Source organism: Streptomyces sp. enrichment culture, assembly GCF_964273145.1.
Taxonomy (GTDB): domain Bacteria; phylum Actinomycetota; class Actinomycetes; order Streptomycetales; family Streptomycetaceae; genus Streptomyces.
The window spans coordinates 6,355,793-6,379,111 of sequence record NZ_OZ186873.1; the positions used below are offsets into that span (position 1 = coordinate 6,355,793).

At 74.0% G+C, this 23,319-nt stretch carries 19 protein-coding genes; 5 read left to right on the forward strand and 14 right to left on the reverse strand.

Features of this window, described 5'->3' with window-relative positions; translation table 11 throughout:
* Positions 1–20: 20 nt before the first annotated feature.
* The 7 genes from ACSU6Z_RS28175 to ACSU6Z_RS28205 form a co-directional block, all read right to left on the reverse strand.
* Positions 21–1,049: an NAD(P)/FAD-dependent oxidoreductase gene (locus ACSU6Z_RS28175; protein ID WP_437049868.1), complete on the reverse strand. Its 1,029-nt coding sequence runs from the start codon at positions 1,047–1,049 to the stop codon at positions 21–23.
* A gap of 10 nt (positions 1,050–1,059) precedes the next feature.
* Complete coding sequence (locus ACSU6Z_RS28180; RefSeq protein ID WP_437049870.1) at positions 1,060–1,578, reverse strand: isoprenylcysteine carboxyl methyltransferase family protein; 519 nt, start codon at positions 1,576–1,578, stop codon at positions 1,060–1,062.
* Positions 1,575–2,663 carry a type III polyketide synthase gene (locus ACSU6Z_RS28185; RefSeq protein ID WP_437049871.1) on the reverse strand — a complete coding sequence of 363 codons (1,089 nt, stop codon included), beginning with the start codon at positions 2,661–2,663 and terminating at the stop codon, positions 1,575–1,577. Before ACSU6Z_RS28185 ends, ACSU6Z_RS28180 begins: the two co-directional genes overlap by 4 nt.
* Positions 2,660–3,841: an NAD(P)/FAD-dependent oxidoreductase gene (locus ACSU6Z_RS28190; RefSeq protein ID WP_437049873.1), complete on the reverse strand. Its 1,182-nt coding sequence runs from the start codon at positions 3,839–3,841 to the stop codon at positions 2,660–2,662. Before ACSU6Z_RS28190 ends, ACSU6Z_RS28185 begins: the two co-directional genes overlap by 4 nt.
* A complete protein-coding gene (locus ACSU6Z_RS28195) occupies positions 3,841–4,674 on the reverse strand; it encodes a UbiA family prenyltransferase (RefSeq protein WP_437049875.1) in 834 nt (277 codons plus the stop codon). Before ACSU6Z_RS28195 ends, ACSU6Z_RS28190 begins: the two co-directional genes overlap by 1 nt.
* Positions 4,671–5,735: an NAD-dependent epimerase/dehydratase family protein gene (locus ACSU6Z_RS28200; RefSeq protein ID WP_437049877.1), complete on the reverse strand. Its 1,065-nt coding sequence runs from the start codon at positions 5,733–5,735 to the stop codon at positions 4,671–4,673. Before ACSU6Z_RS28200 ends, ACSU6Z_RS28195 begins: the two co-directional genes overlap by 4 nt.
* 348 nt (positions 5,736–6,083) lie before the next feature.
* Positions 6,084–6,983, reverse strand: coding sequence for an NAD-dependent protein deacetylase (locus tag ACSU6Z_RS28205; protein ID WP_437049878.1), 900 nt, complete (start codon positions 6,981–6,983; stop codon positions 6,084–6,086).
* A gap of 516 nt (positions 6,984–7,499) precedes the next feature.
* Between ACSU6Z_RS28205 and ACSU6Z_RS28210 the strand changes: the two genes are divergently transcribed.
* Positions 7,500–10,511 (forward strand): family 16 glycoside hydrolase, encoded by a 3,012-nt coding sequence (locus tag ACSU6Z_RS28210; protein WP_437049880.1) that lies wholly within the window; start codon positions 7,500–7,502, stop codon positions 10,509–10,511.
* A gap of 33 nt (positions 10,512–10,544) precedes the next feature.
* Here the strand turns inward: ACSU6Z_RS28210 and ACSU6Z_RS28215 are convergent, their stop codons facing one another.
* Positions 10,545–11,378: a helix-turn-helix transcriptional regulator gene (locus tag ACSU6Z_RS28215; protein WP_437049881.1), complete on the reverse strand. Its 834-nt coding sequence runs from the start codon at positions 11,376–11,378 to the stop codon at positions 10,545–10,547.
* A gap of 141 nt (positions 11,379–11,519) precedes the next feature.
* Here ACSU6Z_RS28215 and ACSU6Z_RS28220 point away from each other — a divergent pair, with 141 nt between their 5' ends.
* The 3 genes from ACSU6Z_RS28220 to ACSU6Z_RS28230 all read left to right on the forward strand — a co-directional run bounded on the left by ACSU6Z_RS28220 (position 11,520) and on the right by ACSU6Z_RS28230 (position 13,334).
* On the forward strand, positions 11,520–11,786 hold the full coding sequence (locus ACSU6Z_RS28220; RefSeq protein ID WP_437049883.1) for an Atu4866 domain-containing protein: 267 nt from the start codon (positions 11,520–11,522) through the stop codon (positions 11,784–11,786).
* Positions 11,783–12,517 carry an SDR family oxidoreductase gene (locus ACSU6Z_RS28225; protein ID WP_437049885.1) on the forward strand — a complete coding sequence of 245 codons (735 nt, stop codon included), beginning with the start codon at positions 11,783–11,785 and terminating at the stop codon, positions 12,515–12,517. Before ACSU6Z_RS28220 ends, ACSU6Z_RS28225 begins: the two co-directional genes overlap by 4 nt.
* Before the next feature lie 493 nt (positions 12,518–13,010).
* Positions 13,011–13,334 carry a hypothetical protein gene (locus ACSU6Z_RS28230; protein ID WP_437049886.1) on the forward strand — a complete coding sequence of 108 codons (324 nt, stop codon included), beginning with the start codon at positions 13,011–13,013 and terminating at the stop codon, positions 13,332–13,334.
* 88 nt (positions 13,335–13,422) lie between these two features.
* Here ACSU6Z_RS28230 and ACSU6Z_RS28235 read toward each other — a convergent pair whose 3' ends face one another.
* From ACSU6Z_RS28235 to ACSU6Z_RS28255, 5 genes are all read right to left on the reverse strand, one after another.
* Positions 13,423–13,950 (reverse strand): DUF488 domain-containing protein, encoded by a 528-nt coding sequence (locus tag ACSU6Z_RS28235; RefSeq protein ID WP_437049888.1) that lies wholly within the window; start codon positions 13,948–13,950, stop codon positions 13,423–13,425.
* A gap of 411 nt (positions 13,951–14,361) precedes the next feature.
* Positions 14,362–15,276, reverse strand: coding sequence for a LysR family transcriptional regulator (locus tag ACSU6Z_RS28240; protein WP_437049890.1), 915 nt, complete (start codon positions 15,274–15,276; stop codon positions 14,362–14,364).
* Positions 15,273–16,997 carry an FUSC family protein gene (locus ACSU6Z_RS28245; protein ID WP_437049892.1) on the reverse strand — a complete coding sequence of 575 codons (1,725 nt, stop codon included), beginning with the start codon at positions 16,995–16,997 and terminating at the stop codon, positions 15,273–15,275. The genes ACSU6Z_RS28240 and ACSU6Z_RS28245 overlap by 4 nt, the downstream gene beginning before the upstream one ends.
* A gap of 391 nt (positions 16,998–17,388) precedes the next feature.
* Entirely contained in the window at positions 17,389–19,701 is a 2,313-nt protein-coding gene (locus tag ACSU6Z_RS28250; RefSeq protein ID WP_437049893.1) for an FdhF/YdeP family oxidoreductase, read from the reverse strand.
* Between the two features lie 37 nt (positions 19,702–19,738).
* Positions 19,739–20,359, reverse strand: a complete 621-nt coding sequence (locus ACSU6Z_RS28255) for an SRPBCC family protein (RefSeq protein WP_437049894.1) — start codon at positions 20,357–20,359, stop codon at positions 19,739–19,741.
* A 492-nt stretch (positions 20,360–20,851) separates the two neighbouring features.
* On the opposite strand from ACSU6Z_RS28255, the gene ACSU6Z_RS28260 reads away from it, so the two are divergent.
* Positions 20,852–22,276, forward strand: a complete 1,425-nt coding sequence (locus ACSU6Z_RS28260; protein WP_437049896.1) for a DEAD/DEAH box helicase — start codon at positions 20,852–20,854, stop codon at positions 22,274–22,276.
* Positions 22,277–22,471: 195 nt separating this feature from the next.
* Here the strand turns inward: ACSU6Z_RS28260 and ACSU6Z_RS28265 are convergent, their stop codons facing one another.
* On the reverse strand, positions 22,472–23,104 hold the full coding sequence (locus tag ACSU6Z_RS28265; protein WP_437049898.1) for a GNAT family N-acetyltransferase: 633 nt from the start codon (positions 23,102–23,104) through the stop codon (positions 22,472–22,474).
* Between the last annotated feature and the right edge of the window lie 215 nt (positions 23,105–23,319).

Sequence of the window (23,319 nt, forward strand, 5' to 3'; positions counted from 1 at the left end):
GGTGTCCGAAGCCCGCCGGATCACGTCCCCACCGGGTGGGCCAGCGCGTCGACGGCCGCGGAGAACACCCACGGCAGCCGCTGCGCCACGGGCACCAGCGCCGCGCGGACCGGGGGCACCCTCGTCGCGCCGAGCAGGGCCTGGGTCAGCCGGCGGTGGCGCCGCGTGAGCCGCCGCCACTCCCGCTCGTAGGAGGCCAGGTCGCCGACGGCGACCGCCCGCACCGCCGCCGACGCCTGCGCGAGCGCCAGCGCGATGCCCTCGCCGGTCAGCGCGTCGACGTAACCGGCCGCGTCGCCGACGAGCAGCACCCGGCCGGCGGTGCGCGCGCTCGCGTCCTGGCGGAGCGGGCCCGCCCCGCGCACCGGTCCGCGGGTTCCGGCTCCGGCCAGCCGCTCCCGCAACTCGGGGAAGGCGGCGAGGTGGTCGTCGTACGGTCCGCGGCCGGCGGTGAGCACCGCGACGCCCACGAGGTCGTCGGCCACCGGGGTCACGTAGGCCTCCGCGTCCCGGGCCCAGTGCACCTCCACCCGGTCGCTCCAGGGGGCGAGCGCGTAGTGGCGCCGCAGCCCGTGCCGCCGGTGGGCCCGGCGCGGCCGGTGCAGACCCAGGGCACGGCGGATCGGCGAGTGCAGGCCGTCGGCCGCGACGAGGTGCCCGGCACGGGTGCCGTCGGCCACCACACCGTCCTCGTCCTGCTCGACCCGGCGCAGGACGCGCCGTTCGATCCGCACACCCGCGGCCAGCACCACCTCGCGCAGCGCCGCGTGCAGCGCGGTGCGACGCACCCCGCGGCCCGGGCCCGCCCGGAAGTCGGCGTCGACCCGGCGCGGTCCGGCGACGTACCGGATGCCCCGCAGGTCGTGTCCCGGCGGGTGGACGCCGAGCGCGGCCAGGGCGGCGACGGCACCCGGCATCAGACCCTCGCCGCACGCCTTGTCGACGGTGCCGGCGCGCTGCTCCCAGACGGTCACGTCGAGGCCCGCCCGGACCGCGTGCAGGGCCGTGGCCAGCCCCGCGGGCCCCCCGCCCACGACGAGCAGGTCCATGCGCGCCTCCTCAGGCCAACCGCGTCAGGGCGGCGTCCTCGGCGCGGATGCGGGTGGCGAGCAGGAACCCGTTCGCCACGGTGAAGACGGCCGCCGTGATCCAGGCCGAGTGCACCAGCGGGAGCGCGAGCCCCTCGACGACGACGGCGACGTAGTTCGGGTGCGGGAGCCGGCGGTAGGGGCCGCCGGTCACGCGCGGGGCACCGGGCACGACGATCACCCGGGTGTTCCACTGCCGGCCCAGGGTGGCGACGCACCACCAGCGCAGCGCCTGCGCGGCCGCGACGAGGGCGAGCATGGCCCAGGCGAGGACCGGTACGGCGTCCGGCCGGCGCACCCACACCTCCACGAGCGCGCCGGCCAGCAGGCCCGTGTGCAGCGCCACCATGAACGGGTAGTGCCCCCGCCCGGACTCCACGCCGCCGCGCGCGAGGCTCCAGGCCGTGTTGCGGTGGGACACGACCAGCTCGGCGACCCGCTCCAGACCGACCGCCAGGACCAGGACGGTGAACAGGACCTGACCGTTCATCCCTCGCCCCCAGGGGCGCGCAGCAGCACGAGTTCGGAGCAGAAGCCCGGCCCCATGGCGAGCATGAGCCCGTGGGAGCCGGGCGGGGGCGGGCGGTCGGCGAGCGTGTCCGCCAGGACGTGCAGCACCGAGGAGGAGGACAGGTTGCCGACCCGCCGCAGCGAGTCCCAGGTCATGCCGAGGGCGTCCCGCTCGACCCCGAGGACGTCCTGCAGCGCCTCGATGACCCTGGGGCCGCCGGGGTGCGCGACGTACCAGCCGAGGTCGCCGTCGGTCAGCCCGTGGTCGGCGAGGAAGCCGCGCACGTCGTCGCCGACGTACCGGCGCACCAGGTCGGGGATCGAGGAGTCGAGCACGACCTTGAGCCCACCGGAACCGACGTCCCAGCCCATCGTGTGCTCCGAGTCGGGGTAGAGGCGGCTGCGCGAGGCGAGCACCTCGGGACGGGCGGGGTCGCCGGAGCGCGCGAGCGGATGCTCGGAACCGACGGCGACCACCGCCGCGGCCCCGTCCCCGAACAATCCGCTGGCCACCAGATTGGCGGCCGAGGTGTCCGCGCGCTGGAGCGTGAGCGAGCACAGTTCGACCGACATCAGCACCGCGACCCCGTCCGGGCGACCGCGCAGCAGGTCGTGCAGGCGTGCGATGCCGGCCGCACCGGCGACGCAGCCCAGGCCGACGAGGGGCAGGCGCACCACGTCGGGGCGGAGCCCGATCTGCGCCGCGACGCGGGCCTCGAGCGTGGGGACGGCCAGGCCGGTCACCGTGCACGACACGATGTAGTCGACGTCGGCCGGTGTGAGTCCGGCGTCCTTGAGCGCGTCGACGACCGCGCGCCCGCCGAGCTCGGTGCCGGCCCGGATGAAGACGTCGTTGGACCGGCCGAAGTCCCCGAGCCGGGCGTACTCCTCCAGCGGGAGCACGATGTGCCGGGTCTCGACGCGCGCGTTGCGGTGGAACCGCTTGACGACGCCGCGGTCGACCGTGCCCTCGACCAGTGTGGTGGTGAAGGACTCGGTGATCTCCTCCTGCCGGTGGCAGTGCTCGGGCAGGACGCCGCGGACACTGAGGACGCTCATGGTCATGCTGGCTCCTGGGGGCGGCCGGTCGGACCGAGGGGGGTGAGGAGCGTCCGGCCGAGGCCGAACGCGACGGCGGGGGTGAGCCGGCCCCGGGCGAGACCGAGTTCGACGAAGTCGTCGAAGACGCGCTGGTCGGCGGCCGCGGCCCGCAGCCCGGCCTCGAGGACGCGCGTGCTGCGGGCGAGCCGGGCGGCCAGGGCGGTGTGGCGCAGGTGGGGCAGCAGGATCCGGCGGGTGGCGCGGGCGTACCGCTTGCCCGCCTGCTCGGGGCATCCGTCGTGCAGGGCCGAGGCGGCGGCACGGCCGGCCGCGATACCGGTGGCCACGGCGTGGTGGATGCCCTCCCCGGTCAGCGGGTTCACCAGGCAGGCGGCGTCGCCCGCGAGCAGGACGCGGCCGGGCGGGAAGCACCGGCGTGCCGTCGACAGCGGCAGGTGGTGCCCGATCCAGTGCCGTCCTTGCGCCGTGGCGCCGGGCAGGAGCGCCTCGAGGCGCTCGAGCAGCCGGGCACGGGTCGGCGCCGGACGGTTCTCGTGGAGGAGCTCCCCGTACCCGACGTTCGCGAGGCCGTCGCCGCCGTCGAAGGACCAGGCGTACGACGGCTGGTGCCGGGTGCCGAACTCGATGACCTGCGCGCCGCGCCGCCCGGATGCGACCGGGGCGTAGCCGCGCACCGCCAGGGCCACCGGACCGCGGGGCCGGCCGAGCGCGCGCCGGACGACCGAGTGGGCGCCGTCGGCGCCCACCACGACCGCGGCGCGGAGCTCCCCGTCCAGGACCACCGCGTCGGGGCGCTGCCGCAGGTCGCGGACGCGGTGCCGCAGGAGCCGGGCGCCGGCGGCGACCGCCGCGTCGACCAGCCGGGCGTCGAGGACCAGACGCGGCACCACCCACGCCGGGCGGGCCATCCGCCGCTCGGCGATCAGGCCGCCGCGGCCGAGGCGCAGGCGGCCGACCGGGACCCGGTCGTCGAAAAGACCGGTGACGCCGACCTCGGCGAGGAGGTCGAGGACGTGCGGGGCCACCCCGTCGCCGCAGGCCTTGTCCCGCGGGAAGTCCGCCCGGTCCAGCAGGGCGACGCGCAGGCCCGGGTCGGCGTGCAGCGCGCCCAGGGCGGCGGCGGCGCCGGCCGGTCCGGCGCCGACCACCACGAGGTCCCAGTGGACGGGGGCCGGCGCCATCAGCCGACCGCCACGAGGAGCACGACGTCGACCAGGGCGATGGCCATCGCGGCCCGGAAGGGAGTACGGCCGCGGGTGGCCGACGTGAGCACCACCAGGACCGCCACCGGCGCGAGGACCGCCCACGCCCATGCCGGGGGAGGCCCGGCGGGACCGAACACGGCCAGCAGCGAGGCGGCGGACAGCAGCACGCCGGCCAGGACGCGCGAGGGGCGCTCGCCGATCCGGTGCGGCAGGCCGCGCACGCCGGTGCGCTCGTCGGCGGCGAGATCGGGCAGCGTGTTGAGCAGGTGCGCCCCGACACCGAGTGCGGCGCCGGCACCGGTCGCCCACGGCGGCGCCCAGGCCGGGACGGGACCGGCGAGGGTGACGACCGAGGGCAGCGTCCCGAAGGTGCTGGCGTACGGTGCCCACGACCACCAGGTCGCCTTGAGCCCCAGGTTGTAGGCGTGGCCCGCGCCGGCGCCGAGGACGACGTTGACCAGCGCGCCGCGCCAGCCGACGAGCGCGGACAGCACGAGGCAGGCGAGCCCGGCCACGACCAGGGCGCGCACCGCCCAGCCGACCGGGAGGGCACCGGTGGCCAGCGGCTTGTCGGCGCGGCCGACGGCGCGGTCGCGGGGCAGGTCGCGCAGGTCGTTGCCCCAGCCGATCGTGAGCTGGCCGGTGAACACCGCCGCGGTGACGACGGCGGCGTCGAGCGGGCGCAGGTCGCTGCGGAGGGCGAGCAGGCCCGCGATGACGCCGACCGCCAGGGCCGGTCCGCCGTGGGCGGCGGCGAGCAGCGCGAGCAGGGGCGGCCCGGGGCGCGCCGGGGCCGTGCCGGTGGTCACGGGCGCCGCCGCACCGCGACCGGCCCGCTGCGTACCGCGTCGCCGAGCGCGCCGAGGACGGTGCGTGGACGCAGTACGGGTGTCCGGCCGGACGCGGCCTCCCGCATGCCTTCGATCACCTCGGCGAGCACCTGCGGGCCGTCCTTGGCCGGGGCCCAGTCGAGTTCCGTGCGCGCACGGGTCGTGTCCAGGGTCGGGAGCGCGAAGCCCATGTCGAGCCAGCCGGTGTCGACCTGCTGCAGGTGCGCGTGCCAGGCGGCCGACATGACGGCGCGGACCACCGCGGAGGGCACGTGCACCAGCCTGGCGCCGAGCGTGTCCGCGAGGACCGCCGCGGTCACGGGCGTACCGGCGGCGAGGTTGAACGGACCGCCCGCGCGCCGGTGGAGCACCGCGACGACCGCCTCGGCGACGTCGTCGGTGTGGACCATGGGAATGGTCAGCCTCCGGTCCATCGGCAGGACCGGCAGCAGGTCGAGCGCCTTGGGGGGTACGAGGGCGGGCACGCCGTACCTCAGGAGGGCGCTGCCGGCGGCGCGCTGTCCGACGATCCCCGGGCGGAGGCGGGTGACGAGCGTGCCGGCGCCGGAGGCCTCGTGCCGGTCCAGGAGGCGCTCGGCCGCCGACTTGTGCCGGCTGTACAGCGAACTGCGCACGCCCCCGGTGGGCCAGGACTCGTCGACCGGACGGTCGTCCCTCTTCGGCGAGTAGGCGCCGACCGAGGACATGTGGACCAGGTGCGGGACACCGGTCTCGGTGACGGCCCGGAGCACGCGGCGGGTGCCGCCGACGCCGAGCTCGGCCAGGTAGACGGGGTCGTGGGACGGCTGGAAGCCCCATGCCAGGTGGACGACCGCGTCCGCGCCGGTGAACGCCTCGACGAGCGTGTCGTGGCAGGCCTCGCTGCTGAGATCCGCCGAGCGCCAGTCGACCCCGCGGCCGTCGGGCCCCTCGGGCAGCCGCCGGGCCACACCCACGAGGTCGTGCGTGCCCTCGGCACGCAGGCGTTCCACGACGACGGAGCCGATGTTCCCGGTCGCTCCGGTGATCACGATGCGCATGCAGCATGGGATGCCCCGTCGCCTCTCCGCTCACACGGGACACTGCGTCATCCGGCGGACACCGGTGTCACCCGGCCGGTGTCCCGCGCGCCGCGCGCGTTCTCCGCCCCGCCCCCGGCCCCCGCGGGCGCGGGCGGTCCAGGGAACCGGTCGCCCTCGCCCTGGCCGCCCTCCGGCACGGTGTCCCGCGCGGGGCGTTTCCCGGCGGATGCCGCACCGCCGTCGTCCACCACCGGGGCGCCCCGCTCCCCGGTGACCGTGCGCGGCCCCGCAGCCCGGCATGACGCCCGGCCGTCGATCCGGCGCTCGGCGAACCCCGCCGGCACTCCGGCACCGTCGCGGCCGCGTTCAGCCCGCCGCCCGGCCGTCGACGGGGATGCCCAGTCGGCCGGCCACGGTGGTGAGGGCGGCTCCCAGGGGGAGCGCCACCCGGGTGAGGGCGTGCCGGTCGCCCCGGGTCGGGTCCCGGTTGACGATCAGCACCGGCTTCCCGGCCTGGGCCGCCTGGCGGACGAACCGCAGCCCGGACATCACCGTCAGCGAGGATCCCAGGACCAGCAGCGAGGACGCCTCACGGACCAGCCCGCGGCAGTGCTCGACCCGCTGCGGCGGAACGGTCTCGCCGAAGAACACCACGTCCGGTTTGAGGACGCCGCCGCAGAGCGCGCAGGGCAGCACACGAAAGTCCCCGACCTGTTCGTCGGTGAGGTCGGCGTCCCCGTCCGGATTGATTCCCGCGGCCACCGGCTCGAAGCCCGCGTTGGCCTCCTCCAGCCGCCGGGCGAGTTCGCGGCGCGGGCTGAGGGCGCCGCAGGAGAGGCAGACGACCCGGTCCAGGCTCCCGTGGAGTTCCACGACGTCCTCGCTGCCGGCGGCCTGGTGCAGGCCGTCGACGTTCTGGGTGATCACACCCGAGAGCAGGCCGTGCCGCCCGAACGCCGCCACGGCCCGGTGCCCGGCATTGGGGCGGGCACGGCCGAAGGTGCGCCAGCCGAGGTGGCTGCGCGCCCAGTACCGGCGCCGGGCCCGGGCGTCGGCGACGAAGTCCTGGTAGGTCATCGGGGTGTGCCGGCTCAGGCTCCCGCCCTCGCCCCGGTAGTCGGGGATGCCCGACTCCGTGGAGATGCCCGCCCCGCTGAGCACCAGCACACCGCCGGCGCTCAGCGCGTCGGCGACCGGTTCGAGGTCCGTGGTGCCCGGCAGCGGGTCCTCGGTGGGGGTCCAGCTCAGAGTGGGGCGCATGCGCATGCCGCCAGGGTACGGAACGCACCGCCCCCCTCCGCGTCCGTGACGACGCCGGCTTCCCCGGCGGCCCGGCGCGCGCGGCACGTCCGGGCCACCGCCCACGGCGCACCCGCCTGCGCGGCACCACCCGCTGCTCCTGTCCCACGCCTGCGGCGGCACCCGCGCGGGACGACCGTCCCCGGAGACCGGCGGCGCGCGGCACCCCGTGGGCCCAGGGACACGACCGGTCCGCCCTCTGCCGCCCGCCGCCGGAAGGCGGGCACACGGTACGCCTGCGGACCGCGCCGTGATCGCAGCGGGGCCGGGCGACTCCCCGCCCCCGGTGGTCCCTGACCGGTCCGGCCCCCGGCTCGGCACGCTGCGTGCGCGTGTCCCGCCCTCCGGGACTTTGAACTCACCGATGACAAAGTATGGACGCGCTGAGCGGAAGTCTCCTAGCGTGTCGGCCGCAACCGTTGGCGTTTCGCGTATTCGGCACCGGAGTTGATCCGGCCCTCCGGCCGACCCTCAGGAGGAAGCATGAACGCACGGCTGTCCCACCGCGCCCGAAGACGCCTGACAGGACTGCTCGTCGGCGTCTTCGTCGCGAGCGGGCTCTGGGGATCCCCCCTGGCTTCGGCGCGGCCGGGCCCCGCACCGCGGGCCGACGTGCCGCCACAGGAGCCCGGAGTCACCCTGCGCGTCTTCGACGTCCAGATCCCGCTCAGCCGGATCTGCACACTCAAGCCGGGGCAGACCCCCAACGTCGACCGGTTGATGCCGACCGTCGACTGGAAGTCGACCGACGACTTCGGCGGATTCAGCGACAACTTCGTCACCCAGGTCACCGGCAACATCCACGCGCCGGCCGACGGTTCGTACACCTTCCGGCTGTCCAGCGACGACGGTTCACGGCTGCTGATCGACGGCAGGCCGGTCATCGACCACGACGGCCTGCACGGTGCGGAACCCAAGGACGGTACCGTCCAACTCACCGCGGGCATGCACGCGTTGCGCATCGACCATTTCGAGCGCAGTGGTGAACAGCAGCTCACCCTGGCCTGGCAGCCGCCGGGTGCCACCGGTTTCGAGACAGTGCCGCGCACGGCACTGAGCACCGACGCCGGCGTGGTCCGGGTGACCGCCCCCGGCCGCAAGGAGTGCGAGGGGATCACGGACTCGCCGGGCGACGGTCTCCCGCTCACCTCGGTGCGCCCCGACCACACCCTCACCGACCTCCGCCCCGAGGGCTTCGAACCGCAGATCACCGGCATGGACTGGCTGCCGGACGGCCGCCTGGTGGTGTCCACCTGGGGCGGCACCGACAACACGGCCGGCGAGGTCTACGCCATCGAGCACGCCACGGGCGCCACGGGCCCGGACGAGGTGAAGGCCACGAAGATCGCCGAGGGACTCAAGGAGCCGATGGGGCTCAAGGTCGTCGACGGGACCATCTTCGTCTCCCAGAAGCACGAGCTGACGGAGCTGGGCGACCGCGACGGCGACGGCGTCATGGACCGGTTCAAGACGATCGCCACCTGGCCGTACGGCGGCAACTTCCACGAGTTCGCCTTCGGGCTCCTGTACCGCCAGGGCCACTTCTACCTGAACCTGTCCGTCGCCATCGACTACGGCGGTGCCACCACGAATCCGCAGCCCGCACCCGGCCGCGGCACGACGATCAAGGTGAACCGGAAGACCGGCGAGGTCACTTACCTCGCCGGAGGGCTGCGCACTCCCAACGGCATCGGCTGGGGCCCCGGCGGTGACATCTTCGCCACCGACAACCAGGGCGGCTGGCTTCCCGCGTCGAAGCTGGTCCACATCGAACAGGACCGCTTCTTCAACCACTACACCAATCCCGCGGGCCCCTTCGACTCCAAGCCCGTCACCCGGCCGGTGCTCTGGCTCCCGCAGAACGAGATCGCCAACTCCCCCAGCACACCGCTGTACTTGACCAAGGGCAGGTTCGCGGGGCAGATGCTGTTCGGTGACGTCACCTACGGCGGCATCCAGCGCGCCTACCTGGAGAAGGTCAAGGGCCAGTACCAGGGCGCCGTCTTCCGCTTCACCCAGGGCCTCGAAGCCGGCGTGAACCGGATCAGCATGGGACCCGACGGCGCGATCTACGTGGGCGGCCTGGGAGCGGACGGCAACTGGGGCCAGGAGGGCAAGCTCAAGTACGGCCTCCAGAAGCTGTCGCCCAACGGCGGCAACACCTTCGACATCCAGGCCATGCGGGCGAAGAAGGGGGGCTTCGAGCTGGAGTACACGCAGCCCCTGTCGCAGGAGACCGCGCAGGAGCTGGCGAGCCGCTACCGGGTGGAGCAGTGGCGCTACACCCCGACGAGCGACTACGGCGGCCCGAAGATCGCCGAGGAGACCCTGAAGGTGAGCTCGGCGAAGCTGTCGGCCGACCGCAAGAAGGTGACCCTCGCGCTCGAAGGCCTCAAGCCGGGCCGCGTCGTGCACGTCCGGTCACCCCGCCCGTTCAGCTCGGCATCGGGCGAGAGCCTGTGGAGCACGGAGGCCTGGTACACGCTCAACGCCCTGCCCGGCAAGCAGCCCCCTCCGTCGCCGCTGTACGAGGCCGAGGAAGCGGCCCTCACCGGAGCGGCCGGCATCAACACGGACCACCGGGGCTACTCCGGCAGCGGCTTCGTCGACCGGTACGGCACCGAGGGGGCCACGACCACCTTCGACGTCGACGTCCCCAGGAGGGGAGCGTACGACGTGGGCCTGCGCTACTCCAACGGCCCGAACCCCTTCCAGGGCACCAAGTCCCTCTCCCTGTACGTCAACGGCACCAAGGTGAAGCAGACGGAGCTCCGCAGCACCGGCGACTGGGACACCTGGTCGACGCAGCGGGAGGTCCTGCCCCTGCGGGCCGGGCACAACACCATCGCCTACAGGTACGACAAGGGCGACACCGGCCACGTCAACCTCGACCTCATCACCGTCGACCGGCACGGCAGCCCGATCACCCTGTTCGACGGCGGCAGTTCCGACCGGTGGCAGCACACCGACGGGCGACCGGTGGAGTGGCCCGTCGCCGACGGTGCGATGGAGGTCTGCTGCGGGGACATCCGCACCAAGGACGGCTTCGACGACTTCGCCCTGCACGTCGAGTTCCGGCTTCCCGGACTCCCCCCGGACGTGACGGGCCAGGACCGCGCCAACAGCGGTGTGTTCCTCCAGGACCGCTACGAGATCCAGATCCTGGACTCCTTCGGCGACACCACGCTCGACACGGACGAGGCGGGGGCGATCTACTTGAAGAAGGCCCCCGACGTGAACGCCGCCACCGCACCGGAGACGTGGCAGTCGTACGACATCGTCTTCCGCGCGGCGCGCTACGACGCCGAGGGCAGGAAGACCGCCGACGCCCGGGTCACCGTGGTGTGGAACGGCAGGAAGATCCACGACAACGTCGCGATCGACGGCCCGACGGGGTCCGGGGCACCTGAGAATCCCGCTGCCGGAGCCATCCGGTTGCAGGACCACGGGAACGCGGTGCGCTACCGCAACATCCGCATCACACCTCTGAGTTAGAACGGAATGGCCGAGCCCGGCCGTCCCCTCCGGCTACCTGGGGGCCTGATCCGAGGTGGCGTGCAGGGAGCCGAGCAGGTTGAGGGCCTGGGCGCTGGGACTGCCGGGTTCGGCCTGGTAGACGACGAGTTGCTGGCCCGGGGCGTCGCGCACGTCGAAGGCCTGGTAGGTGAGCGCCAGGGGACCGACGTCCGGGTGCAGGAGGTGCTTGGCGTCCTGGGTCTTGCCACGCACGGCGTGGGTGTTCCACAAGCGGGTGAAGTCCGCACTGTGCTCGGTGAGGACGCGGACGAGTTCCCGCAGCCGCGGGCTGTCCGGGTCGAGGCCGGCCGCCTGACGCAGGTGGCTCACGGTGGCCTGCGCCGTGTGGCTCCACCGGGTGTAGAACTGTCGGCCCGCCGGATCGAGGAAGGTCATGCGGGCCAGATTGTCCGCCTGTTCGAAGGGGGAGTGCAGGGCCTCGGCCAGGGCGTTGCCCGCCAGGACGTCCAAGGTCCGGTTGATGACGAACGCCGGGGCGCCCGGGTAGCCGTCCATCAGCTGGCGGAGGGCGGGACTGACGCGGTCCGTGACGTGGGTGGACTGGTTGCCCGGCACCGTCCCGGCCAGCCGGTGAAGATGTGCGCAGGCATCGGGGTCCAGTCGCAGGGCGCGGCCGAGCGCGTCGAGTACCTGGGCCGAGGGGTGGCGTTCGCGCCCCTGCTCCAGGCGGGTGTAGTAGTCCGCGTTCACTCCGGCCATGACCGCGACCTCCTCACGGCGCAGTCCGGTGACCCTGCGCACGCCGTAGCTCGCCATGCCGACGTCCTGCGGCCGTAGGCCCGCCCTGCGTGCGCGTAGGAACTCTCCCAGGTGGTTGTCGGTCATCTCCCCAGGCTAAGGCGCGGGCACCATGTGCTGCCCGGGTGCACCGCACCCAGGCAGCACACGTCCTGGTAGGCGGTCCTCGGCCTGTCCAGACTCGGTCGGGCAGGACAGAACCGCACCCATGGACGAGGAGGGCCCGTCATGACGGGAAACACGGAGGAGGGCCATGCCGACGTGGTCGGCATGTGGGTGACCGCGGACGGCCACATCCGCCAGGAGTTGCGGGCGGACGGCCGGTACGACGAGGCCCGCGGTGACCGGCGCAGCGCGTACACGGGCCGCTACACGGTGACCGGCAGCCACATCGACTACGTCGACGACTCCGGGTTCACCGCGACGGGCGACATCCGCGATGGCGTGCTCCACCACGAGCACCTCGTGCTCCACCGAGAGGAAAAGCAGGCATGACAGACACAGCCAAGGTCGTGGTGATCACCGGGGCGAGCAGCGGGATCGGCGAGGCGACCGCCCGCCGGCTCGCCGCCGACGGCCACCGTCTGCTCCTGGGAGCGCGACGCACCGATCGTCTCGACGCGTTGACCGGGGAGATCACCACCGCAGGCGGCACCGCGGCGTTCCGGCGGCTGGACGTCACGGATGCGGACGATGTCCGGGCCTTCGTGTCCGCCGCCCGCGAGCGCTACGGCCGGGTGGACGTGGTGGTCAACAACGCCGGAGTGATGCCGCTCTCGCCGCTGGAGGCGCTGAGGACCGAGGAGTGGGACCGCATGATCGACGTGAACGTGCGGGGAGTCCTGCACGGGATCGCCGCCGCCCTGCCCGTGATGCGCGCCCAGGGCGGCGGGCACTTCGTGAACATCGCCTCCGTCGGCGCCTACGAGGTCTCTCCCACCGCCGCCGTCTACTGCGCCACCAAATTCGCCGTCCGCGCGATCTCCGAAGGACTGCGCCAGGAGTCCACGGGGGACATCCGGGTCACCCTCGTCTCCCCGGGGGTGACCGAGTCCGAACTCGCCGACGGCATCTCCGACCCCGCTGCCAGGGCGGCCATGACGACCTACCGCGCCGTGGCACTGCCCGCCTCCGCCATCGCGGAGGCCATCGCCTACGCCGTTTCCCAGCCTTCGCAGGTCGACGTCAACGAAATCGTCGTCCGTCCCGCCGCAAGCGCCCAATGACCCGCGGTGGCGCCGCACGCGTCGCCCACGACACTGTCGATCGCACCGGAGCCGAGCCGCGCGAGGCGGTCCCCACCCGCCTCGTGCCGCGACGGCTGCCCCGGGGGAGCCGTCGCGGCGGCCGGGCGCCGAGGCGCTCAAGCGGCTCCGGCCGCACCCGGGCCGGGAGGACGGGCGGGTCGAGCAGGGCGCAGTACCGCTCCCGCTGCTTGCGGTCGGCGGCGCAGGAGTCGGGGGTGTCCTCCGGCCGGAGGTTCTTCTCGTGCGCCGCGCCGCGTCCCCCGCGGCCGGCGGTCCCGCCGCCGCTCCCCGCGGGGAGCGTCCCTGCGGGGGCCCGGCCCGATCGGGGGGCAGGCGTGTTCGGCGTGGCTGCGCATGACGCGCCGGCCGGCGCGCGGCCGGGCGGGGCGTGTGGACCGGGACGGCGGCGGCCCGACGCGGCGTGCCGCCCCGGCACCGCGCCGGGGCGTACCCGAGCGGGCAGAATCGTCTCGTGGAAGCACACCGGTCACCGGAGACGACTCCCGACGGGCACTTCGTCGTCATCGGGGGAAGGAAGTGGCGGGCAACCGATCCGTCCGTCCCCGAGGAGATCGCCGCCCGCCTCCGGCGCCACCTCATGGCGGCTCGTCGCGCGGTGCGCTCCGCGACCACTGCGGGCGATGCGCAGGCCGAGCGGGCGGCACGTGCACGCGTGAACCTGGCGAAGGTCGCACTGGGCGAACGGGGCACTCCCTGGTGGGACCAGCCCGAGGACGAGCGCCGCCGACGCTGGGAACAGGGGCTTGCGGACCTCGACGCGCGGACGCGGGACTGAGCTCGCGGGAGGACGAGGGGCGACAGGGCGAAGGCGGCGCCCGGCCCCCGCCGCCCCGGTGACGGAGCGCCCGGCCCCGGGCGCTCCGTCACCGGGGCGGCGGATAGACCAGGTGCCCGTCGCGGACCCGCGCGTGCTCGTTCAGCACGGCCGGCACGGACGTCGTGGTGGACATGATGTGCACCACCTCCACACCGGCGACGATCAGGGCGTCGGTGATGAGCCGCCGGTGGCAGCGCCAGGGCACCGCCTCGCTGCACATGATCGCCGGACGTTCGTGCTCGGCCAGCCGCAGGAGTTCCCCGAGGCCCGCCGAGAACTCCTCGCCGGCCATGTGGTCGGCGTAGTCGCGGAAGGCCTTGACCCGCCACGCGCCGTTCTCGCTCGGCACACCCCCGGGGGTGTGCCGGCGGCCGCCGAGGCGGCGGATCCAGCGGTATCCGATGTCGGACGGCAAGGACTCCTCGATCGCGGACCGGTTCCACTGCGGGTACTTCCGGGACGACGGAAACGAACGGACGTCGACCAGGCAGGACACGTCATGGGCCCGCAGCATCTCCACCACCTCGTCGAAGCCGCGCGTCGAATGCCCGACGGTACAGATACGGTTGGTCATCCGTTCGGCACACCTTCGTCAGCGGTCCCCTGCTCCTGACACATGTACCCCGTCGGCCGGCGCGGCACCGACCGGCGCGGGCAGTGCTCGGGCGGCCCGGCGGGCGTACTCCCTTCGCGGACGGGGCGGCCGTCCGCGCGGAGCGGTCCGGCGGGCCGGGCGGGGAACCCGTCGGTCGACGGGGGGAGCGGGTTCCGGCCGCCGGCCGGGGTCACGGCCGTGTGCCGGCGCCGGGCAGGTCCCGCCGGCCGCCGTACGAGGGGGCGCGGCCCGCGGCCCGCTTCACCCGGTCGCGCACCGCGGTCCCGGCCGGATCGCAGCCCTCGGCCGCCCGGCGTTCCGCTCGCGCCGGTGCGGCACGGCCGGCCACGCCACGGCGGCGGTCCCGCGGTGGGCGGCGGGAGGCCGGCCTCACCACCCGCCGTCGGCCGCCCCGGCCGTGACCCGGAGCGCATGGTCGATGAAACGCCGCGACGCCGGCGGCAGGGTGCGTCCGGACAACCACGCGACGCCGATGTCCCGGGCACCGCGCACGTCGGTGATCTCCAGGTAGCGGATGGGGAAGTCCGGGGTCGCCGCCGTGTCCGGGGACGACGGGATCAGGGACACGCCCAGGCCGGCGGCGACCAGGCCGCGCAGGGTGTGCACCTCCTCGCCCTCGAAGCCGACGAGCGGGGTGAAGCCCGCCCGGCGGCACAGCGTCTCGGTGACGCTGCGCAGCCCGTAGCCGGGCTTGAGCAGGATGAAGGGCTCTTCGGCGACCTCGGCCAGCCGGACCCGGCGGCGCTCGGCCAGGCGGTGCCCGGTGGGCACGGCGAGCCAGAGGGGTTCGACCAGGAGCCGCCGCCAGGTGATGAGCGGATGGCCGGGGTCACCGCTGGTGATCACCAGATCCGCGGTGGCGTCCAGGAGGTGCTGGACCAGGCCGTTCTCCACGTGCTGGTGCAGCTCGAAGCGGACCTGCGGGAACTCTTCGCGGAACCCGGTGACGAGCTTGGGAACCAGCCAGGTGCCCAGGGTGTGCAGAAAGGCCAGCGACACCGTCCCCGTGTCCGGGTCGACGGCCTCGGCGACCGCCCGCCGCCCCTGGTCGTAGCTGTCCAGGGCGGCGTCGACGTACTCCTTGAACACCCGCCCGGCGGGCGTGAGGCGCAGCACGCGGCCCACCCGCTGGAGGAGCTGGGCACCCACCTCCTCCTCCAGTCTGCGCAGCGCCCGCGACAGGGCCGGCTGGGTGACATGGGCCTCGGCCGCGGCCTCCGTCACCGTCAGTCCCTGGGCCACCGCCTGGAAGGCGCGCAGCACCTGGAGGTCCATCGTGCTCATCCTCCCCCCGCACCGGCCGCCGCGCACCGGGGAACCGGGTGCGCGGAAGCCGCCGGCCCGGTTTCGAGGTTGCGCGCGCTGACGGCGTCGCACATCCGCTCCGCCGAGGCGATGGCGTCCTCCCAGTCCGCCAGCCTCCGGTCGGAGCGGCCCGGCTCACCGCGGGCGTGGGCGACGGCCCGCCGCGCCTCGGCCAGCCGGTGGTAGGCGGCCCGGCGCAGTGCGTGCCGCTGCGCCGCCGCGGTCCCGGGCGCCAGGTCGCGGTACCGGCGGGCGGCGGCCAGGGCGGCCCCGGTCTGCGCCGCGGCCCGCTCCGCCGCGGAGCGGGGCCACAGCACGAAGTGCGCGACCAGGACGATCGCCGCTGCCAGCGCGGTGTCGAGGATGCGTGCCGCGAACAGCGCACGGTGGTCGCCGAGCATCTGGACGAGGACGAGGACGATCGCCGTCAGACCCGTCGTGGCGAGGGCGTAGTGGTGACGTACACCGACGGCCATCAGCGCGCCGAAGGCCGCCACCGCGCCGATCAGGGCGTAGGTGTCCGTCGTCAGCAGGGTCACCGCGCCCAGCGCGGCCACCCCGACGACCGTGCCGACGCAGCGGTGCAGCGCCCGGCGGAAGACGGGACCGAAGTCGGGCTTGTAGACGAAGGCCACCGTCATGGGGAGCCAGTACCCGCGCGGCCCGTGCAGCAGCTCGGCACAGAGCTGGGCGACCAGTACGCAGACCGCCAGCAGCACGGTGTAGCGCACCTGGGCCGCCCGCCCGTGCCACGGGTGCGCCGGGAGGCGGGCCGGCACCTCGTCCGGGCGCTCCCGGACGGTCTCGGCGGACAGCTCGGCGAGCGCGCGCAGGCCCGGTGAGTCCGGGGCGGTGCGGGGCACGGCCCGGTCCGTACCGGCGGAACCGGTCGCCCCGCCCGGCCCCGGCAGCAGGCGCGCGGCCATCAGCAGCGGCGTGTCCGTCACGTCCCGGGGAAGCGGTCGGCCCTCCCACACCAGTGCGGACGTCACCTCGCCCAGCCGCACCGCTCCGTGGAAGGCGACGCGCAGCGCGTCCGGCTCCGTCCCGGGCCGGGCGCGGCGCGCGAGGTGGGGGCCCATCACCTGGTGGGCGTGGTCGAGGGCCGCGGTCAGTCGCCGGCGTGCGTCCTGCGCCGCCGGCGTACCGGCCGCCGCCAGGGCCGCGGAGGCCGCCCGGTACACGGTGAGGACGGCGGACCGCTCGACGGCGTGCCGGCGCCACAGCCACGGCGCCGCGGACAGGACCACGACGAGGCCCACCCCGGCGAGCAGCGCGAGCGGAGCCTGCCACCACGGACCCGGTACCGGGATGCCGCCGCCGATGGTGGCGCCGAGCAGGAGGTGCATGCCGCACACGGAGGCCAGCCGGCCGCGCAGACTGATGGCGCCGGCGAGCAGGGCGACGGCGACCAGGCAGACGGTCACCGCCGCGGGGTGCCCGCTGCGCAGTGCGAGTTCGCCGGCGAGCAGGCCGAGGGCGGCCCACAGTCCCATGCAGCCCAGGCGCCGCACCCGCAGCGGGTAGGGGTCGGGGCCGTCCTGGCTCACTCCCCACAGGGCGCCGATCCCCGCGATCACGGCGGGGACAGGCGTCGCGGTCCACACGCCGACGAGGAGCGGCACGGCCAGCGCGACGGCACCGCGCGCGGCGGCCGCGAGGGGCACCGGGGTCGGTGGGAAGCCGCGCAGTGCCTTCATGAAGTGATCGACTCCTCGGGACGGGGCTGGGGGACTCCTTCAAGGATCGATCGGAAGCATGCATGCGTCCAATGCCGGGCGAGGGGGAAAACCATGCATACGGCGCATGGGAAATCGGCTCCCGCACTGCCTCCGGTCGTCATGACCGGACCGGCCGCGCGGAGCACGGCCCCTGATGCGCCCACAAGATCGGAACGCCCCGGCAAGCACACCCCGGACTCACCGCGGAGGGCTGCTTGCCGCTTCGTCAGGGCCTGGGGGGAACGGATTGGGGCGGGACGAGCGGGTTTCGCAGCCGCCGCTCCCGGCCCGCTGAGGGCACGCCGTCCCGGCCGGCACCGCGTGGCGGGACCCGCTGTCGTCGCGGGCCCCGCCGGGGCCGTGCCGCCGGTCAGGCGGGTGCGGGCCGTGCCCGGTCGAGGGTGGGTTCGAGGCGGACGACGATCCCCTTCGACGTGGGCTGGTTGCTGATGTCGGCGACGCTGTCCAGCGGCACCAGGACGTTCGTCTCGGGGTAGTAGGCGGCGGCCGAGCCCTTGGCGGCCGGGTAGGGAACGACCTCGAAGTTCTCCGCCCGGCGTTCGGTGCCGTCCGCCCAGACGCTCACGAGGTCGACGTGATCGCCCTGGGAGAGGCCGAGCTCGGCCAGGTCGGCGGGGTTGACGAGCACGACGTGGCGGCTGCCGTGGATGCCGCGGTAGCGGTCGTTGTTGGTGTAGGGGACGGTGTTCCACTGGTCGTGCGAGCGCAGCGTCTGCAGCAGCAGGTGACCCTCGGGTGCTCGCGGGACCACGTGCTCGTTGCAGGTGAACAGGGCTTTGCCGACCTTGTTGTTGAAGACGCCCTCGTTGACCGGGTTGGGCAGTTGGAAGCCCCCGGGGCGGGTCACGCGCGCGTTGAAGTCGTGGAAGCCCGGCACGACGCGGGAGATGCGGTCGCGGATGGTGCCGTAGTCGCCCTCGAACTCCTTCCAGGGGATGTCCGCCCCGCCGTCCAGCGTGCGGCGGGCGAGCCGGCACAGGATGGCGACCTCGCTGAGCAGCAGCGGGGAGGAGGGTTCCAGGCGGCCCCGGGAGGTGTGCACCTCGCTCATGGAATTCTCCACGGTGACGAACTGCTCACCGTTGGCCTGGATGTCACGCTCGGTGCGCCCCAGGGTCGGCAGGATCAGCGCGGTGTCGCCGCAGACGGTGTGCGAGCGGTTGAGCTTGGTGGAGATGTGAGCGGTCAGCCTGCACGAGCGCATCGCCTCCTCGGTGACCTCGCTGTCGGGAGCGGCACGGACGAAGTTGCCGGCCAGGGCGAGGAAGACCTTGACGCGGCCCTCGAGCATCGCCTTGATCGAGTTCACCGAGTCCAGGCCGTGCGCACGCGGCGGGTCGAAACCGAACTCCTTCCGCAGGGCGTCCAGGAAGGTGTCCGGCATCCGCTCCCAGATGCCCATGGTGCGGTCGCCCTGGACGTTGCTGTGGCCGCGCACCGGGCAGGCACCGGTACCGGCCCGCCCCAGGTTGCCGCGCAGCATCAGGAAGTTGACGATCTCCCGGATGGTGGGCACGCCGTGCTTGTGCTGGGTGATGCCCATCGCCCAGCAGACGATGACGCGTTCGCTGCCGAGGACCTCGTCGCGGACCTTCTCGATCTCCTCGCGGGTCAGTCCGGTCGCCGTGCGCACGTCGCCCCAGTCGACGGTGCGGACGTGCCGGGCGAACTCCTCGAAACCGGTGGTGTGGGTGTCGATGAAGTCGTGGTCCAGGACGGTGCCGGGCCGGGCGTCCTCGGCCTCCAGCAGCAGGCGGTTGAGGGCCTGGAACAGGGCGAGGTCGCCCCCGGGCTTGATGTGCAGGAAGCGGTCGGCGATCTGGGTGCCGCGTCCGACGATCCCGCTCGGCTTCTGCGGGTTCTTGAAGCGTCGCAGCCCCGCCTCCGGCAGGGGGTTGACCGCCACGATCCGGGCGCCGTTGCGCTTGGCCTCCTCCAGGGCGCTGAGCTGGCGCGGGTGGTTGCTGCCCGGGTTCTGCCCGACCAGGAAGATCAGGTCGGCGTGGTGGAGGTCGTCGAGGCTGACGGTGCCCTTGCCGGTGCCCAGGGTCTCGCTCAGGGCGAAGCCACTGGACTCGTGGCACAGGTTGCTGCAGTCGGGCAGGTTGTTGGTGCCGAAGGCGCGGGCGAAGAGCTGCAGGACGAAGGCGGCCTCGTTGCTGGCCCGGCCGGAGGTGTAGAAGACGGCCTCGTCGGGCGAGGCCAGCGCCTTCAACTCCTGTGCGAGGACGTCCAGGGCGTCGTTCCAGCCGATGGGCTCGTAGTGCTCGGAACCGGGCCGCTTGATCATCGGCTCGGTGAGCCGGCCCTGCTGGTTGAGCCACATGTCGGAGCGGGCGGCGAGGTCGGAGACGCTGTGCTCGCGGAAGAAGCCGGCGGTGATCCGGCGTGTGGTGGCGTCGTCGTTGATGTGCTTGGCGCCGTTCTCGCAGTACTCGTTGCGGTGGCGTCGGCCCGGGGCCGGGTCCGCCCACGCGCAGCCGGGGCAGTCGATCCCGTCCACCTGGTTCATGGCCAGCAGGTCCACCCCGGCCCTGCGCGGGGAGGTCTGCTCCAGGGAGTACTCCAGCGCGTGCACGACCGCGGGGACTCCGGCCGCCCACTTCTTCGGCGGTGTCACCGAGAGGGTGGTCTCCGGCTCGTCGCCGGGCGGGTTCTGCATCGGTTCGCCTCTCTCTGTGCCGTGTCCGGCATGCCGGTCAGCCGACGGGCCACTGGGCCACGCGGCTCCTGGGCGGTTCCGGGTGGTCGTACTGCACGCGGCCGTTGCGGATGGTGCCGCGCCAGGCCCCGCCCTCCTGCCCCACCCCCTCGATGAACCGCTTGAAGTTCATGAGTTCGTTGCGCACCGTTCGGGCGGCCAGCCGGGTGGCCCTGGACGATCGGGTGAGGATCCTCGCGGCTCCCTGCGGTCGCAGGAGCACCCGGACGGTGATCGCGGTGCCGCCGCGCTGTGTCGGCCTGAACTCGACCTCGCCCTGGTGGGAGGGGGTCTGCCGCAGACCGCGCCAGGCCAGGTAGGCGTCGGGGTCCTGCTCCACGATCTCGACCGCGAAGCGGTGGCGCAGGGGCCCGTAGCCGATGGTCCAGGCGGTCACGGTGGGCTTGATCTGCGCGACGTCCTGCACCACGGCCGAGAAGCGGGGGAAGGTCTTGAACTGCGTCCACTGGTTGTACGCCGTCCGCACCGGCACCGCGACCTCGACCGTCTCCTCGACGTGCCGCTCGCGCAGCGGACGGCGGCGTGTGACGCCGTCGCCGCCGGTGCGCGTTCCCGGCGTGTCCGGTACGGCCTTCCGGGCGTCGTCTTCGTGCGCCATCGTGGTCTTCCTTCCGGTGAGGGGCCGGGCGTCCGGGCACCCGGTGTGCCCTCCTGCGCCAGGGCTTCTCCTCCGGTTCCCACATTGTGCGCTTCGAGTCACCCCGGTGCATGTGCGTCCCGCGCGATCCCGGCTACGGGAGGTGAGGGCGGCCGGTCACGGGGGACTTCCTGCGGTGGCCTCGCGGACGGGTGCGGCGCGGGGAGTCGCGCATGCCGGCGTCCAGCGGGTGCGGGGCAGGGCCGTTCTTCCAGCGGTGTCGCGGTCCGGGCGTCCGGTGCCGCGGTCCGGGCGCCTCGGGACGATCCGCACAGGCGGGTCCGGATGCCGTACCTCGGCCGCAGGGGCCAGGGGACGCCCCCCCCGCGGACCCGTGCTAGCGTTGATTGTTTGCAGCGTCCCCGTGCCGGTGCTCCGACAGGGGCTCCCTGACCGGTGACCGCGTCCCCGCCGCGCCTTCCTCGGTACGGTCCCCTCGGAGGAAGGCTCTCTGTGAGCGAATCAGCACATGGCTCCGCCCGGCAGCGGCGGGACGACGTACCCGATGCGCCGGGCTCCGCGTCGGCGCTGCCCACGACGGCGTCCTTCGCCCGGCTGGGACTGCCGGACGAGGTCCTGCGGGTGCTCGGTGAACAGGGCGTGACCGTGCCTTTCCCCATCCAGGCCGCGGCGCTGCCGAACGCGCTCGCGGGACGGGACGTCCTGGGCCGGGGCCGCACGGGATCCGGCAAGACGCTGGCCTTCGGCCTGGGGATGCTCGCCCGGACGGCCGGGCGGCGCGCGCGGCCCAAGGAACCGCTGGCGCTCGTTCTGGTGCCCACCCGGGAACTGGCGCAGCAGGTGGGTGAGGCGCTCGCCCCGTACGTCGAGGCGCTGCGGCTGCGGCTCGCGACCGTGGTGGGCGGGGTGTCCGTCGGGCGGCAGGCCGCCGCGCTGCGGGAGGGCGCCGAGATCGTCGTGGCCACGCCCGGTCGGCTGCACGACCTCGTCGAGCGTAAGGACTGCCGACTGGGCCGGGTGCGCATCGTGGTCCTGGACGAGGCCGACCAGATGTGCGACATGGGTTTCCTGCCGCAGGTCACCGAGATCTTGGACCAGGTGCGGTCCGACGGTCAGCGAATGCTGTTCTCCGCCACCCTCGACCGCGACGTCGACGAGTTGGTGCGGCGCTACTTGCGCGATCCCGCCGTCCACTCCGTGGACCCTCCGGCCGGCGCGGTTTCCGCGATCGAGCATCACGTCTTCGTCGTGCACGGCCCGGACCGGTACGCCGTGACCACCGAGATCGCCGCCCGGGACGGCCGCGTCCTGCTGTTCCTGGACACCAAGCACGGCGTCGACCAGCTCACGCGGCACCTGCGGGCCAGCGGCGTGGCCGCTGCCGCCCTGCACAGCGGCAAGTCCCAGCCGCAGCGCACCCGGACCCTGGCCCAGTTCAGGAACGGGCAGGTCACCTCGCTGGTGGCGACGAACGTCGCCGCACGAGGCCTGCACGTCGACGATCTCGACCTCGTGGTCAACGTCGATCCGGCCACCGAATCGAAGGACTACCTGCACCGCGCGGGCCGCACGGCCAGGGCGGGTCGCTCCGGCACCGTCGTGACCCTCGTCCTGCCGGGCCGGCGCCGCGAGACGGTCCAGGTCATGGCGGACGCCGGCGCCGCTTTCAAGGTCACCAAGGTGCGGTCCGGTGAGGCGGAGCTGAGCCGGATCACCGGCGCCAGGGTCCCCACCGGGAAGCCCCTCGACGGCGAACCGGCCGTCTCGCGCCCCAAGAACCACAACTCCCCCTTCCGCGGCCTGGGCAGCACCAAGGACGCGAAGAACGGCTCCGGTGGCAGGCCGTCCCGCAGAGGCAGCGAAGCCCGCAAGCTCGCGGAGGCCCGCAAGGCGGCCAGGGTGCGGCGCGGCGGCTGACCCCGGCCCCCGGACAGCCCGGTGACGGCTTCCCGCAGCGCCGCGTGCCGGTCGGCGGAGGGCCCCGGGCATCGGGGGAGGACGACGACGCCGTCCTCCCCGCGCCGGTCGGACACCTCCGGGGCGACCAGGAGTTGTCCTCGACCTCCTACTCGGCAGCGGGCGGTTCGTGGCGACGTATCACCAGACCGTGATTCACCACTCGGAACCATTTCGAGGTACGTCCCGATGCGGATTCCTGCGCATGCACCACGTGCGGGGGCCACTGTCGGGGAGCAGGACCTCGGCTGTGACCTGGAAGCCGAGCCGCTCGTAGAACACCACGTTCCTCTCGCTGGAGGTCTCCAGGAATGCCGGGTACCCGGCGCGTGCGGCTGCCTCGATGCCGGGGACCAGCACCGCGGTACCGAGGCCGCGCCCCTGGGCTTCGGGGGCGACCCCCACCGTGTCGAGGAACCACCCCGGCTCCTGCGGCCGGTACGGAGCGACGGTCCGTTCCGCGGACTCGTAGGCGGCCGCCCGGTCACCGGTGAGGTCGACGAGCAGCGGGCCGATCTCGGCGAGGGCGGGCAGGGGGTCCCGGTCGGGGGTGCTCCAGACGGCGACGGCGAGGCCCGCGTCGGCAACCCACACACGGCCGTACACCATTCCGATACGGGTCAGGCAGATCTCCTGGAAGCGCCGGATCCGGTCTTCGTGGCCGTCCGCGGCGATCACGTGCCGGGTGAAGGGGTAGTCGGCGAAGGACCGGGCGAGGGTGTCGACCGCGGTGGGAACGTCGGCGTTGGTGAGGGGACGCACGGCAGGGCCGGTCCGGTTCGGTGGCATACCGACTGAACGATCTTGAGGGCGGGTGAGTTCCTGACCGGTCCACTCGACCCCCTGTGCCGCCGTCCGCTGCGAGGTCATGCCCCGCGTGGAGCACTGCTCGCACAAGGGCCCGGGCGATCGGGGGAAGAACGGCCGCCGGCCGACGAGGCAGCGTGGACGGGTCTTCCTGTCCGGTGGGCGCCGTCCGGGGACTCCTGTCCGCGTTCAGCGGC

Coding starts and splice junctions, on each gene's coding strand:
- ACSU6Z_RS28175 (WP_437049868.1), bottom strand. CDS start 1,049: ATGGACCTGCTCGTCGTGGGCGGGGGGCCCGCGGGGCTGGCCACGGCC.
- ACSU6Z_RS28180 (WP_437049870.1), bottom strand. CDS start 1,578: ATGAACGGTCAGGTCCTGTTCACCGTCCTGGTCCTGGCGGTCGGTCTG.
- ACSU6Z_RS28185 (WP_437049871.1), bottom strand. CDS start 2,663: ATGACCATGAGCGTCCTCAGTGTCCGCGGCGTCCTGCCCGAGCACTGC.
- ACSU6Z_RS28190 (WP_437049873.1), bottom strand. CDS start 3,841: ATGGCGCCGGCCCCCGTCCACTGGGACCTCGTGGTGGTCGGCGCCGGA.
- ACSU6Z_RS28200 (WP_437049877.1), bottom strand. CDS start 5,735: ATGCGCATCGTGATCACCGGAGCGACCGGGAACATCGGCTCCGTCGTC.
- ACSU6Z_RS28205 (WP_437049878.1), bottom strand. CDS start 6,983: ATGCGCATGCGCCCCACTCTGAGCTGGACCCCCACCGAGGACCCGCTG.
- ACSU6Z_RS28210 (WP_437049880.1), top strand. CDS start 7,500: ATGAACGCACGGCTGTCCCACCGCGCCCGAAGACGCCTGACAGGACTG.
- ACSU6Z_RS28215 (WP_437049881.1), bottom strand. CDS start 11,378: ATGACCGACAACCACCTGGGAGAGTTCCTACGCGCACGCAGGGCGGGC.
- ACSU6Z_RS28220 (WP_437049883.1), top strand. CDS start 11,520: ATGACGGGAAACACGGAGGAGGGCCATGCCGACGTGGTCGGCATGTGG.
- ACSU6Z_RS28225 (WP_437049885.1), top strand. CDS start 11,783: ATGACAGACACAGCCAAGGTCGTGGTGATCACCGGGGCGAGCAGCGGG.
- ACSU6Z_RS28235 (WP_437049888.1), bottom strand. CDS start 13,950: ATGACCAACCGTATCTGTACCGTCGGGCATTCGACGCGCGGCTTCGAC.
- ACSU6Z_RS28240 (WP_437049890.1), bottom strand. CDS start 15,276: ATGAGCACGATGGACCTCCAGGTGCTGCGCGCCTTCCAGGCGGTGGCC.
- ACSU6Z_RS28245 (WP_437049892.1), bottom strand. CDS start 16,997: ATGAAGGCACTGCGCGGCTTCCCACCGACCCCGGTGCCCCTCGCGGCC.
- ACSU6Z_RS28250 (WP_437049893.1), bottom strand. CDS start 19,701: ATGCAGAACCCGCCCGGCGACGAGCCGGAGACCACCCTCTCGGTGACA.
- ACSU6Z_RS28255 (WP_437049894.1), bottom strand. CDS start 20,359: ATGGCGCACGAAGACGACGCCCGGAAGGCCGTACCGGACACGCCGGGA.
- ACSU6Z_RS28265 (WP_437049898.1), bottom strand. CDS start 23,104: ATGCCACCGAACCGGACCGGCCCTGCCGTGCGTCCCCTCACCAACGCC.